This is a genomic window from Rhodococcus sp. Ni2 (assembly GCF_021352185.1).
Taxonomy (GTDB): Bacteria; Actinomycetota; Actinomycetes; order Mycobacteriales; family Mycobacteriaceae; genus Rhodococcus_F; species Rhodococcus_F qingshengii.
Map to the genome: position 1 here is coordinate 943,112 of NZ_WOXZ01000002.1, position 12,285 is coordinate 955,396.

The window sequence follows — 12,285 nt, forward strand, 5'->3', positions numbered from 1 at the left end:
CTAGACGGAAAAGGTGATGCCCTGTGCTCTATTGGCTGTTCAAATACGTCCTGATCGGCCCGGTCCTCTGGCTGTTCGGGCGGCCGACGATCGAGGGTCAGCACCACATCCCCAAGGGAGGGCCGGTGATTCTCGCCGGCAACCATCGGGCAGTCGTCGACTCGTTCTTCCTGGTTCTCATGGTGCGCCGACGCATCACCTTCGTCGCGAAGAGTGAATATTTCACCGGGACCGGTGTGAAGGGCGCGATGCAGCGCTGGTTCTTCGGTGGGGCCGGTCAGGTGCCGATCGACCGTAGCGGCGCCGACGCCTCCCGTGCGGCGTTGGACACGGCCATCGGGATTCTCGACAAGGGTGGTGTCTGGGGGATCTACCCCGAGGGAACACGATCACCCGACGGTTGCCTGTACAAGGGAAAGACCGGAGCGATTCGAGTTGCCTTGGAAACCGGGGCGCCGGTCATTCCCGTCGTCGTACACGGCGGCGACGCAGTCAACCCGCCGGGTACGCGGATGTGGCGCTTCAGCAAGGTCCGGATCACGGTAGGGGAGCCGATCGACTTCTCTCGGTACCGCGAACTTCGTGGCTACCAGGCCGTCGTGCGTGCGGCGACGGACGAATTGATGGCAGTGCTCTGTGACCAGTCGGGGCAGGAATACGTCGATGTCTACGGCGCGGACGTCAAATCCGGCGATGCCGCCTGAGTGACCCAGTACGGTCGCTGTTGGACGTGTAACCAACAGGAGGATTGTGATGGCGGGCAAGTGGGGCATCGAGCACGCAGTTTTTGCGGCGGCGACGGCAGCGACAGTGGTCGGGGCAGTAGTCGGTAACGAGCGGGTTCAGCAGATCGCGAAGCCGTTGATCGCACCCGCTCTGGCCGCCCGAGTGCTGCGCAAGCGCTCGGAGACGGAAACTGCCGATACCGCACTGCTTCTGGCCGGTCTCGCCGCTGCAACTGTCGGCGACGTGTTCATGATCGACCCGGACAACGATGCTCGTCTGATCAAGGGCGCGTCCTCGTTCGCGGTGATGCAGGCCAGTTACTCGGCGCTCCTGCTGCGGCGCGGCGCTCGGCCGACCCGCGCTGCCCTGCGGCCCCGCATCAGCGGTTGGTCGACGGCGTCCGGACTGCTCCGTGCCAAGGCCCCGAGCGTGTCGACGCCGCTCACCGGATACGGATTGATGTTGGGAACCACCTCGACGTTGTCGGCGGACCCCGCTCTGGCACCGCAGTCCAAGGCCGTGCTCGACGTGGTCGTCCCGAACAAGGATCGACGCTCCTGGCTCGGATTGGGCGGAGTGCTCTTCACCGCATCCGACGGACTGATCGTGGTGCGTCGTCTGTACATCCGCGGGACCGCCGGCCGCGCTGCTGCCGAGGGTGTGATCCTGGCGTCGTACGCGGGAGCGCAGCTGATGCTGGTGGAGGGCATGTTGGCGCTGGGGCGCAAGAAGAGCGTCTAGTCTTTCACGGGCACAGCATGATTCGGTCTCGGTTCTTCGGGTCCACCATGACGGTGACCGTGGATCCGGGAGTGATCTTGTCTTTGTACTCGGGTCGGATCTCGTACTCGATCCGGCCCGAGTACGAATCGGAACCTGGAACCGTGAGGTGGAGTGCGAGCTTGGCCAATTCGCCGTCGACGGTTCGGCGCAGGGGTGTGACGGTGTCGATTCGTGCCCACCCTTCGAGGCCGTGCTTTTCGAGTTTGCGCTCGGCGCGGGTCGGGCGGTTGGCCCATGCCATTCCGAATCCGAGAACCGAGCCGAAAGCGGCGAGCAGCCCGCCGATCTGATAGGGCAGCGTGCCAGGCGGAGTGTGCTCGACCAGCCATCCGAGCCACACGGCGAGCACGATCAGATACCCCACCGCGATGAAACACACGGTGTGTACGACGCGACGGTGATTCATCAGATTTCCTCCACATCCAGGATAGCCTGACCGGATGAGCGAACCGAACGTCTTCATCACCGGTGCTGCGGCTGGAATCGGGCGGGAGACGTCGCTGTTGTTCGCGCGCAACGGATACCGCGTCGGCGCGTTCGACATCGACGACGCCGGCCTTGCCTCCCTGAAGGCCGAGATCGACGGTTTCGGCGGCAGTGTCGTGACGGGTGTCCTGGATGTCACCGATCCGGCGGGATGGGCGCAGCGTCTGGCCGATTTTGCCGGGGAGTCCGGGCGTCTGGACATCCTGATCAACAATGCGGGCGTGCTCTCGTCGGGACGGTTCGAGGATATTTCTCTTGCGGCGCATCGCCGAATGGTCGACATCAACATCACCGGCACCCTCAACGGCACGCACACGGCTTTCCCGTACCTCCGCGATACCGTCGGCGCCCAGGTGGTCAATCTGTGCTCCGCTTCGGCGATCTACGGCCAGCCCGAACTGGCGACGTACGGTGCAACCAAGTTCGCGATCCGCGGCCTGACCGAGGCGCTCGATCTGGAATGGGCACAGCACGACATCCGTGTTCTCGCGCTCTGGCCGTTGTTCGTCCAGACCGCGATGGTCACTGGAATGGACACCGGAGCCACCAGATCGTTGGGTATCAAGCTGACTGCAACCGACGTCGCGCAGGAACTGTGGGCGGCCACACGCGGCGCCGGACGGATGCACAAGGTTCACTACCCGGTCGGAACTCAGGCGAAGCTCTTCCTCAGCGCGTCGCGGTTCTCGCCCGCGTGGCTCTCACGGCTGATGAACAAGCGCGTCACCAGCACTTAGTCGACCACACGATAGAGTGCACTGTCGGCTGTTGCTGGGCCAAGATGACGTGTGTGGAGGTAGTCGGGTGGTTCGTGTTCGGGTGGGGTTCGTCTTGTTGGGCGTCGGGTCGGCGCTCGTGCTCGCAGGGTGCAGCGGGGAGGCGGATTCAGCGCCGACCGTAGCGGCGCAGCCCAGTTCGTCCACCACTACCGCAGTGCCGACGACAACCACCACCGTCGCGCCCGTCGTCCCCACGACCACCGAACCACCGACCACGACGCTGCCACCGACGACGACACTCACGGACGTGCAGTTCGAGCGCAACGAGTCGTACTACTTCACCACTCCCGACGGAAACTTCCAGTGCGGCATCATCAAGTTGCCCACCAGAATCGAAGCCGGGTGCGAGGGAACGACCACTCCCGTTCCGCCGCGGCCGGAGAGCTGCATGGTCAACTGGGGCAACGGTATTCGCGTCACCGACGAGGGTGAGGGTGCTTTCATGTGTTCGGGCGGAGAGGTGTACACCTCTGGCGGCCCCGACGCCGATCCGGTGTTGGCGGCCGGTCAACCGCTGAGCAAACTGGGTTTCACCTGTACGACCACCGCGACAGACGTCTCGTGTGTCAACGATCAGACCACGCACGGCTTCACCGTGGCTGCAGATTCCAACGAGGTGTTCTGATGACCGAAGTCGCAGCCGACGAGGTGTCCGGCGGAGCCGGTGAACCGGGACCCACCGAGTGGGGCGAGAACCCCAACGGCGTCGGACCCTGGGCCGAGGAGCACGACACGGAACCGCCGACCGACGCGCGCTACGACCCGGTACTTCTGGCCGAGGGTGATCGTCGAAACGTCTTGGACGAGTATCGGTACTGGACGCGGGAAGCGATAGTCGCGGATATCGACTCACGCCGTCACACGATGCATGTCGCCATCGAGAACTTCGCGCACGACGCCAACATCGGCACGGTGGTCCGCACGGCCAACGCGTTTGCCGCGGCCGCGGTCCACATCGTGGGGCGTCGGCGCTGGAATCGGCGGGGCGCCATGGTGACCGATCGATACCAACACATCGTTCACCACGCAGACATCGGCGAACTCGTCGAGTACGCCCGTGAGAATTCACTCACGATCGTGGCCGTCGACAACACCCCGGGGTCGGTGCCGCTGGAAACGGCAAGCCTGCCGCGGGAGTGCATCCTGCTGTTCGGTCAAGAAGGCCCCGGAGTGACCGATCATGCGAAAGAGGTTGCGTCCATGACGGTCTCGATCGCACAATTCGGTTCGACTCGCAGCATCAACGCCGGTGTCGCGGCCGGCATCGCGATGCACGCGTGGGTACGTGAGCATGCCGATCTCGCCGATTCCCGCTGATCTCGCTCGCGAATTCCGGCTAGCGTGTAGCGCCTCGACCAGACAGGATAGGTAGTTATGCAGGAAGTGTGGGCAGAGCGGGCCGATGCGGCTGAGGGCGCGATAGTCAGTCGTCACCTTCGGCGCCTGTGGGGAATGCCCCGGACAGCACTCGGCGTGGTTGCCTGGCCTGCTGTTCGACGCGAGCGGATGTTCAAGCCGTGGCACTACTGGTGGCAAGCGCACCTGCTCGATACTGCGATCGACGCACTCGAACGTGACCCGACCCCCAAGCGTCGTCGCCGGGTCGCGAAGGTTGCCCGCAGTGTGCGGGTCCGCAACGTCTCGGCGTGGACCAACAACTACTACGACGACATGGCGTGGCTGGGCCTCTCGCTCGAACGTGCGCAACGCATGTTCTCGGTCGATCACCGAACCGCGGTTCAGGCGCTCGAATCGCAACTCTTCGATTCGTGGTCCCCGGCCGACGGCGGCGGTATTCCGTGGTGCAAAGGCTCCGATTTCTACAACACACCGGCAAACGGACCCGCCGGAATCATGCTGGCGCGCACCGGAAAACTCTGGCGTGCGCAGGCAACGGCCGACTGGATCGACGAGACACTGCGGGATCCGGACTCCGGACTGATCTTCGACGGTATCCGCCGCGACGGCACCCTCGAGCGCGCGATCTATTCGTACTGTCAGGGCGTCACGCTGGGGTTGGAAACCGAGTTGTCGACGCGATTGGGCGAACCGCGCCACCGCGAGCGAGTCCACAAACTCGTCGACGCGGTGTACGACGGCATGACCGAGTACGGAGTCATCACGGGCGGTGGCGGAGGCGACGGCGGGCTGTTCAACGCAATCCTGGCTCGCTACCTCGCGTTCGTGGTGGTGAACCTGTCCTGGGAGACTCACGAGGACCTGCGAGCGCGCGAACTCGCAGCGCAGATCGTTCTGTCCTCCGCGGAAGCGGCCTGGAACAACAGACTGCAGATCGAAGGTCTGCCGCTGTTCGGGCACGACTGGACCAAGGATGCTCAGTTGCCGAGTCTGTCCGGCGACATCGCCACCTTCGCCGCCGGAACCGTGCGCGCGTCGAGCGTGCCCGAGCGAGACCTCTCGGTGCAGGTAGGTGGGTGGATGCTCATGGAGGCGGCATTTGTCGTCTCGGCGGCTGGATACCCGCGTAAGCGTTAGGCTTTTTCCTCATGGAATCCCGGCACGTGGTCGACACGGACGGCGTACGTCTTCACGTCGATGTCGGTGGGGCAGGGGCGGACGTTCTGGTTCTCTCCGGCGGCCCGGGATGCGTTCACTATCTTGTTCACGACGAGCTGGTTCCGGAAGGAATGCGCGCGTGGTGCCCTGAGCCACGCGGAGTCGGCCGGTCCGGTGGCGGCGCTCATACGATGGCGCAGGCCGTTGCGGACCTCGAACTCGTCCGCCGCACGTTCGAGATCGACAGCTGGGTCGTGCTGGGGCACTCGTGGGGATCCGACTTGGCGGTGCGGTACGCACTCGACTGTCCGGAATCGGTGTCCGGCGTCGTCGGCATCGCGGGGCACGGCCTCCACAAGGACCGGACATGGTCGAAGCAGTACGAAGCGGGAATCGAGCCGGACCCGCAGATACCTTGGGAACCTGTTGTCTGGCAATCGCTTCAAGAATCGTTCATCGAATGGATCCATGAACCACAGCTGTTTCGGCAGTTGGCCGACTCACCAGTGCCCATGACATTTCTCGCGGCGGCCGACGACATTCGCCCGTCGTGGCCGTTGCAGCAACTGGCCGAGCTCGTGCCTAACGGTAGTTTCGAGGTCGTCGACGGTGTCGCGCACAACTTCTGGCAGTCTCACCCGCTCCTGTGGAGGAAGATCGTCACCGAGGCTTGTGCGGCGCACTCTCGGCTCTCCTGATTTCCACCAGGATCCGCTCCGCGACGGTCTGGTATCCCAGGCTCCGATTGACGGTCAGCATCGGGTGATTCTCCGCGTTCACCGTTGTGTAAATCTTTCGCAGGGAGGGAAATTCAGCTGCCAATACAGACGCTTGTTGCTCCTTGACCCACTGAGCGAGACCGTGCCCGCGGTGCTGGGGAAGTACCACGGTGTCGTGCTGCGATGCGTGGGTGCTGTCATGTTCGTCCACCGTCACCACTGTCGCTGCGGCTACTTCGCCGACGCTGTCGTCGACCGCGCAGCACACCAGGAGCACTTGAGAGCCGTCCGTCATCTTCTGTTCCCACGATCTGACCTCGTCGGCTCCCCAATTGCGTTCGGGCACCTGCAGTTCGGCGCCCGGCGCGTCGAGGAGTCGGTTCAATGCCTCCGAGAAGGAGTGGACCAGCTCGTCCGGGGTTCGGTTGCGCCAACTGACGATTCGATAGCCGGGGCGAGCGCTGTGTGCGGTGGGAGCACTGAGGTGCTGGACCTGGTTGGCCAACCGAAGCAACACGCGGTGACCGTCGAACGATCGCAGGAAATGCTCGGCTGCGCTTCCGACGAGCGCCGTCACTCTGATTCTTCGCACGCCGAACCCGGCGATGTCGACTTCGACGAGTTCGGCAAGCGCTCGTCCCACCCCTCGTCGCTGCGCGTGGGGTGTCACGTACATCCGAAACTCTGCGAGATCGGCTTCGGCCGAGTTGCGTCGTGCCTGGGCGATGCCGAGGACCTCGTCGGTGCCGGCGTCGCGTGCAATCCAACGCCGTACATCGGCCGAATTGTCTTCGGCCTCGATCATTTCCATCAGCGCAGTCGCTGTCGGCGCAGTCCCGGACAGGTGACGCTGGCCTTCGGCGAAGACCTCACACCACTGATGAAGAACAGTTGCTGTCGATCCGGACGGTACGAACTCGGCTACGACTACGCGGCTCACCCATGTGACGATACCGAGCTGCCAACCCCGAGTTGGAATCACGCGAACCCTAACCCTGTCGGACTGCGGCGGCAGTTGCCAGCATTCAGGCATGTCTGATTCTCCGCGCCAACTGAGCCTCAACGCGTTCATCCACCCCGCCGGTCATCACGAAGCGGCGTGGCGTCATCCGTGGACAACACCGGAACGTCTGTTCGACGTCACGTATTTCCAGGAGATCGCTCGCACTGCTGAGGCGGCGAAGTTCGACGGAATCTTCTTCGCCGACGGTCCCGCGTTGCGCAGCGACGTCGAGCACGGTCCTGCAGGAACGTTGGAGCCGATCACCTTGTTGACGGCCATTGCAGTGGCAACCGAGCGGATCGGATTGATCGCGACGGCGTCGACCACGTACTACGAGCCGTACAACCTGGCTCGGCTGTTCGCCTCGCTCGACCACATCTCGAACGGACGTGCTGGGTGGAACATCGTCACCACGGGTACGGATCTGGCTGCCGCGAACTTCGGGCTGGCCAAGCATCCGGACCACGGCGACCGGTATTCGCGTGCAAGGGAATTCGTCGACGCGGTGGTGCGGTTGTGGGACAGCTGGGAGGACGACGCGATCAGTCTGGACCGGGAGAACGGAATCTACGCGGACAGAAACAAGATTCACGAGATCAACTACGTCGGCCGGCATCTTCGGGTGCGGGGACCGTTCAACGCACCGCGAACGCCGCAGGGATACCCGGTGCTGGTGCAGGCCGGGGCGTCCAACGACGGTCGCGCGTTTGCCGGTCAGTATGCGGAGGCGATTTTCACAGCGCACCAGAGACTTTCCGATGCGCAGGCGTTCTACACCGACATCAAGTCGAGGGCTGCTCAGTTCGGGCGCAACCCCGATCATGTCAAGATCCTGCCCGGAATCAGCCCGTTCATCGGTGACACCGAGGAACAAGCCAAGGCGCTCGAGCGAGAATTCAACGAGTTGACTTCGCCGGAGTACGGGCTCGCGCAACTCGGTGCACTCACCGGGACCGATGTTCGGAATCTGGAACTGGATGCACCGGTTCCTGTCGAATTGTTCGCGGCGGCAGGTGATGTCACCGACAACAAGCAAAGCAGATTGCAGGTGATCGCCGGCATAGTCGAGCGTGAGCGTCCGACGGTTCGGGGACTGCTTCATCGTTTGGCGGGTGCGCGCGGACACCGGGTGTTTGCTGGAACCGCCGAGCAGGTGGCTGACACGATCGAGGAATGGTTCACCAGCGGTGCTGCTGACGGCTTCAACGTCATGCCGCCGTACTACCCGGGTGGACTCGAGATCTTCACCGAGCGTGTGGTCCCGATCCTGCAGGATCGCGGTCTTTTCCGGACCGAATACTCGGGTACGACCCTTCGTGATCATTTCGGTTTGCCGAGGCCCGAGAGCCAGTTCTCGGGTAGTGCCTCTGCAGTGCAGTAGGCCCGCCCGCTGTTGTCAATAATGACAATGGTTACCATTAAGGAATGAAGCAGCTACCGGTAACCGTGCTGTCCGGATTTCTGGGCGCAGGCAAGACCACACTCCTCAACCACATTCTCGCCAATCGCGATGGCCGGAGGGTCGCCGTCATCGTCAACGACATGAGCGAGATCAACATCGACGCGGCCCTCGTCGCGGGCCAGGGTCATCTCGACCGCACGGAAGAGAAGTTGGTCGAGCTGACCAACGGATGCATCTGCTGCACGCTGCGTGAGGATCTGATCGACGCCGTCGGCGCCCTGGCCCGAGAGGGGCGATTCGATCAGTTGGTGATCGAATCCACCGGCATCTCCGAACCGATGCCGGTGGCGGCCACCTTCGACTGGGAATTCGAGGACGGTTTCAGCCTCGGCTCGCTCGCGAAGCTCGACACCATGGTGACCGTGGTGGACGCGTCGACCTTCCTCGGCGAGCTGGCAAAAGGCGAACGACTGGACGAGCGCAACCTCGAAGCCGGGGAGGGGGACGGACGCAGCATCTCCGATCTCCTGGTCGATCAGGTGGAGTTCGCCGACGTCATCTTGCTGAACAAAACCGACCTGGTGAGCCCGCGGGCGGCAGGAACCGTCGAGGCGACGCTTCGTAGGCTCAACCCCACCGCTCAACTGATTCGAACGGATCACGGCAAAGTCACCCTCGACCGTGTCCTCGAAACCGGTCTCTATAACCCGGAACTGGCTGCGCAGGTACCCGGTTGGGACGAGGAACTGGCCGGTGGGCACACCCCGGAAACCGAGGAATACGGAATACGCAGCGTCACATACCGCGCCTCGCGACCCTTTCATCCGGCGCGACTCGAGGCCGCGCTCGGTCAGTTCGCCGGACTCCTGCGGAGCAAGGGATTCTGCTGGATCGCCAGTCGGCCCGAGTTCGCCGCGATCTGGTCGCAGGCAGGCCCCAACCTCGTCATCGAACCGGCTCAACTGTGGGCGTCGGCGGCGGAGGTGCCAGGGCAGGAGATCGTGTTCATCGGAGTGAAACTGGACCCGGCGGCGCCGTCACGAATCCTCGATCCGGCTCTGCTGACCGATGACGAACTACGCGAAGGACCGCGGGCATGGACTCGCTACGAGGACCCGCTGCCGGCGTGGGACCAGGGACACCTGCACTGAGCAGTCAGCTTCTAGTCGAGGACTTCTTCGACCTCGACGTCTTCGGCCGGTCGGGCCATCTCCTTGCGGTACTGCCAGATTCCCAGCGCAGTACCGATGACCAAGCTGACCATCATCACGATCAGCACGGCGGGCAGCAACCACGGCACGCGATCGAGGAACGAGCCACCGTAGAAACCGAGTAGCAGGAGCACGGGCGCCCAGATGATCGCGCCGATGGTGCTCGCGATGGTGTAGCGCGTGTGGTTCATCTTGGCTGCGCCCGCGACCATCGGGCACAGGGTGCGCACCCACGGAACCCAGCGAGCAATCAGGACCGCCCAGAATCCGTGTTTTTCCAACAGGATGTTCACGCGGTGCAGGTTCTTCTCGGTGAAGTACTTGCCGCCCTTACGGGCTTTGATGTGATTGCCGGTCCGGTGGCCGATGACGTACCCGACCTGGTTGCCGGCGATGGCCGCGATCATCGCACCGACAGACAACGCCCACACGTGGCCCGCGCCGGATTCGTGGCCGGCGAGAACGATTCCGGCTGTGATCAGAAGCGAATCACCGGGGAGAAACAACCCGAGGATGATCGCGCACTCGATGAAGACGAACGTGACGACGATGATCCAGACCAACAGAGGCCCGGCAGTCTCGAGCGGGGAGAAACTGCCGGATGCGAGCGTCATCGTCGTCAGTTCTTCGCCTCGTTCTGCAATCAGGGGGTGGGGTCTTCGGGGACTGTCACCGTCGAATTGTCCGTAGTGGAAGTATTCGCCGTTTCACCACGTCTCGACGCCAGAATTCGCTTCCCGATTTCGAAGACGATCGGCAGAACCGACACCAGGACGATCAAGATGAAAATGTAGTCGACATTGTCGCGGATGAATTCGATCTGCCCCAGGAGGTAGCCGAGCAAAGTCACGCCGGCACCCCACAGGATGCCGCCGACGATGTTGTACGTCAGGAACAGTGAGTACTTCATCTTCGAAGCGCCGGCGACAACCGGAGCAAAAGTACGCACGATCGGCACGAACCGAGCCAGGATAATGGTGATCGGGCCGTGCTTTTCGAAGAAGGCGTGTGACTCGTCGATGTACTTCTTCTTGAAGAACCGCGCGTCGTCCGTCTTGAACAGGGCAGTTCCGCCCTTGGCGCCGATGTAGAACCCGACTTGGTCACCCAGAATCGCGGCGATCGGAATGGTCACCAGGAGCACCCACAGCGGCGCGAACGGTTCGATCTCGGTGGACTTGGACGCCGCGATCAGCCCTGCGGTGAAGAGGAGCGAATCGCCGGGCAAGAGCGGAAACAGCAGGCCTGATTCGATGAAGACCACCAGAAGCAGTCCCACCAGAACCCACGTTCCGAAGGAATTCAAGAGGTTCACGGGATCGAGGAAGCCGGGCAGCAAGGCCAGGTTCGTCACGGATTCAGTTGCTGCCTGCACATTCACGGTGGCCAGAGTACCGGCCGAATCTGAGTGTTTCCCACCACCGCAGGTCATCGCGTCGGTGGCGGCGGGCCGAGACCGCAAAGAGACGTGACGAGTCGGACTTGCCATACTGCTAGGACCACACGAAGCGCTTTCACATCGCCGAGCGCTCCGAACGACACGTATATGGAGGACTCCCGCCGTGCCTATCGCAACTCCCGAGGTCTATGCCGAGATGCTTGGTCGGGCCAAGGAGCATTCCTTTGCCTTCCCCGCCATCAACTGTGTCGGCTCCGAATCCATCAACGCAGCCATCAAGGGCTTCGCGGACGCCGGCAGTGACGGCATCATCCAGTTCTCGACGGGCGGCGCCGAGTTCGGTTCCGGTTTGGGCGTCAAGGACATGGTCACCGGCGCTGTTGCGCTCGCCGAGTTCGCACACGTGATCGCGGCAAAGTACGACGTCACCATCGCGCTGCACACCGATCACTGCCCGAAGGACAAGCTGGACACCTACGTGCGTCCGCTGCTCGCGATCTCGCAGGAGCGCGTCGACGCCGGTCGTAACCCGCTGTTCCAGTCGCACATGTGGGACGGCTCGGCTATCCCGATCGACGAGAACCTGGCCATCGCCAAGGAACTGCTCGCCCTCTCGAAGGCTGCACGCATCATCCTCGAGGTCGAGATCGGTGTCGTCGGCGGTGAAGAAGACGGCGTCGAAGCCGAGATCAACGACAAGCTCTACACCTCGAGCGAAGACTTCGAGAAGACGGTCGATGCTCTGGGCATCGGCGAACAGGGCAAGTACCTCCTTGCCGCCACCTTCGGCAACGTCCACGGCGTCTACAAGCCGGGCAACGTCAAGCTCAAGCCCGAGGTTCTCGAAGAGGGCCAGAAGGTCGCCGCTGCCAAGCTCGGCCTGGCTTCCGGTTCGCAGCCCTTCGACTTCGTCTTCCACGGTGGATCGGGATCGTTGAAGTCGGAGATCGAGGACTCGCTGAACTTCGGCGTCGTCAAGATGAACGTCGACACCGACACCCAGTACGCGTTCTCCCGTCCGATCGCCGGACACTTCTTCACCAACTACGACGGCGTCCTCAAGGTCGACGGCGAGGTCGGAAACAAGAAGGCATACGACCCGCGCAGCTACCTCAAGAAGGCCGAAGCCGGCATGACGGCTCGCGTCGTCGAGGCGTGCAACGACCTGAAGTCGGCCGGACGCTCGGTGTCGGCAGGCTGATCGGTTTCACAACTGCGCTTCACAGAACAAAATGCGCGCCGGCGAAATTCTCGCCGGCG

Annotated in this window: 14 protein-coding genes; 10 read left to right on the forward strand and 4 right to left on the reverse strand. The window is 63.1% G+C overall.

Annotated elements, in window-relative coordinates; genetic code table 11:
* Positions 1-23: 23 nt before the first annotated feature.
* Positions 24-704: a 1-acyl-sn-glycerol-3-phosphate acyltransferase gene (locus GN300_RS17940; protein ID WP_063314841.1), complete on the forward strand. Its 681-nt coding sequence runs from the start codon at positions 24-26 to the stop codon at positions 702-704.
* Positions 705-753: 49 nt separating this feature from the next.
* Entirely contained in the window at positions 754-1,467 is a 714-nt protein-coding gene (locus tag GN300_RS17945) for a lysoplasmalogenase (protein ID WP_063314840.1), read from the forward strand.
* A 4-nt stretch (positions 1,468-1,471) separates the two neighbouring features.
* On the opposite strand, the gene GN300_RS17950 is transcribed toward GN300_RS17945, so the two are convergent.
* On the reverse strand, positions 1,472-1,915 hold the full coding sequence (locus GN300_RS17950) for a hypothetical protein (RefSeq protein ID WP_007726759.1): 444 nt from the start codon (positions 1,913-1,915) through the stop codon (positions 1,472-1,474).
* A 34-nt stretch (positions 1,916-1,949) separates the two neighbouring features.
* Between GN300_RS17950 and GN300_RS17955 the strand changes: the two genes are divergently transcribed.
* The 5 genes from GN300_RS17955 to GN300_RS17975 all read left to right on the forward strand — a co-directional run bounded on the left by GN300_RS17955 (position 1,950) and on the right by GN300_RS17975 (position 5,989).
* A complete protein-coding gene (locus GN300_RS17955; protein ID WP_063314839.1) occupies positions 1,950-2,732 on the forward strand; it encodes an SDR family oxidoreductase in 783 nt (260 codons plus the stop codon).
* 67 nt (positions 2,733-2,799) lie between these two features.
* On the forward strand, positions 2,800-3,399 hold the full coding sequence (locus GN300_RS17960) for a DUF6636 domain-containing protein (RefSeq protein ID WP_003944380.1): 600 nt from the start codon (positions 2,800-2,802) through the stop codon (positions 3,397-3,399).
* Positions 3,399-4,091 carry a TrmH family RNA methyltransferase gene (locus tag GN300_RS17965; protein WP_063314838.1) on the forward strand — a complete coding sequence of 231 codons (693 nt, stop codon included), beginning with the start codon at positions 3,399-3,401 and terminating at the stop codon, positions 4,089-4,091. Before GN300_RS17960 ends, GN300_RS17965 begins: the two co-directional genes overlap by 1 nt.
* 57 nt (positions 4,092-4,148) lie before the next feature.
* Positions 4,149-5,270 (forward strand): glycoside hydrolase family 76 protein, encoded by a 1,122-nt coding sequence (locus tag GN300_RS17970; RefSeq protein WP_063314837.1) that lies wholly within the window; start codon positions 4,149-4,151, stop codon positions 5,268-5,270.
* 11 nt (positions 5,271-5,281) lie between these two features.
* Positions 5,282-5,989: an alpha/beta fold hydrolase gene (locus tag GN300_RS17975; RefSeq protein WP_063314836.1), complete on the forward strand. Its 708-nt coding sequence runs from the start codon at positions 5,282-5,284 to the stop codon at positions 5,987-5,989.
* Here the strand turns inward: GN300_RS17975 and GN300_RS17980 are convergent.
* Positions 5,952-6,950 (reverse strand): GNAT family N-acetyltransferase, encoded by a 999-nt coding sequence (locus tag GN300_RS17980; protein ID WP_233405666.1) that lies wholly within the window; start codon positions 6,948-6,950, stop codon positions 5,952-5,954. The genes GN300_RS17975 and GN300_RS17980 overlap by 38 nt on opposite strands.
* A 91-nt stretch (positions 6,951-7,041) precedes the next feature.
* On the opposite strand from GN300_RS17980, the gene GN300_RS17985 reads away from it, so the two are divergent.
* The gene (locus GN300_RS17985) at positions 7,042-8,394 is read left to right on the forward strand and encodes an LLM class flavin-dependent oxidoreductase (protein ID WP_063314834.1); all 1,353 of its coding nucleotides are present in this window, start codon (positions 7,042-7,044) and stop codon (positions 8,392-8,394) included.
* 44 nt (positions 8,395-8,438) lie between these two features.
* Complete coding sequence (locus GN300_RS17990) at positions 8,439-9,566, forward strand: GTP-binding protein (RefSeq protein ID WP_054187136.1); 1,128 nt, start codon at positions 8,439-8,441, stop codon at positions 9,564-9,566.
* A gap of 11 nt (positions 9,567-9,577) precedes the next feature.
* Here GN300_RS17990 and GN300_RS17995 read toward each other — a convergent pair whose 3' ends face one another.
* Positions 9,578-10,240, reverse strand: coding sequence for a DedA family protein (locus GN300_RS17995; protein ID WP_003944306.1), 663 nt, complete (start codon positions 10,238-10,240; stop codon positions 9,578-9,580).
* Positions 10,241-10,269: 29 nt separating this feature from the next.
* Positions 10,270-11,007 carry a VTT domain-containing protein gene (locus GN300_RS18000; protein ID WP_003944390.1) on the reverse strand — a complete coding sequence of 246 codons (738 nt, stop codon included), beginning with the start codon at positions 11,005-11,007 and terminating at the stop codon, positions 10,270-10,272.
* Positions 11,008-11,188: 181 nt separating this feature from the next.
* On the opposite strand from GN300_RS18000, the gene fbaA reads away from it, so the two are divergent.
* Complete coding sequence (gene fbaA, locus GN300_RS18005) at positions 11,189-12,226, forward strand: class II fructose-bisphosphate aldolase (protein ID WP_007726777.1); 1,038 nt, start codon at positions 11,189-11,191, stop codon at positions 12,224-12,226.
* The last annotated feature ends 59 nt before the right edge of the window (positions 12,227-12,285 follow it).

Bases quoted from the DNA above. Each gene is read 5' to 3' on its own strand.
- GN300_RS17955 (WP_063314839.1), top strand. From the start codon at position 1,950: ATGAGCGAACCGAACGTCTTCATCACCGGTGCTGCGGCTGGAATCGGG.
- GN300_RS17995 (WP_003944306.1), bottom strand. From the start codon at position 10,240: ATGACGCTCGCATCCGGCAGTTTCTCCCCGCTCGAGACTGCCGGGCCT.
- GN300_RS17990 (WP_054187136.1), top strand. From the start codon at position 8,439: ATGAAGCAGCTACCGGTAACCGTGCTGTCCGGATTTCTGGGCGCAGGC.
- GN300_RS17965 (WP_063314838.1), top strand. From the start codon at position 3,399: ATGACCGAAGTCGCAGCCGACGAGGTGTCCGGCGGAGCCGGTGAACCG.
- GN300_RS17975 (WP_063314836.1), top strand. From the start codon at position 5,282: ATGGAATCCCGGCACGTGGTCGACACGGACGGCGTACGTCTTCACGTC.
- GN300_RS17985 (WP_063314834.1), top strand. From the start codon at position 7,042: ATGTCTGATTCTCCGCGCCAACTGAGCCTCAACGCGTTCATCCACCCC.
- GN300_RS17950 (WP_007726759.1), bottom strand. From the start codon at position 1,915: ATGAATCACCGTCGCGTCGTACACACCGTGTGTTTCATCGCGGTGGGG.
- GN300_RS17970 (WP_063314837.1), top strand. From the start codon at position 4,149: ATGCAGGAAGTGTGGGCAGAGCGGGCCGATGCGGCTGAGGGCGCGATA.
- GN300_RS17945 (WP_063314840.1), top strand. From the start codon at position 754: ATGGCGGGCAAGTGGGGCATCGAGCACGCAGTTTTTGCGGCGGCGACG.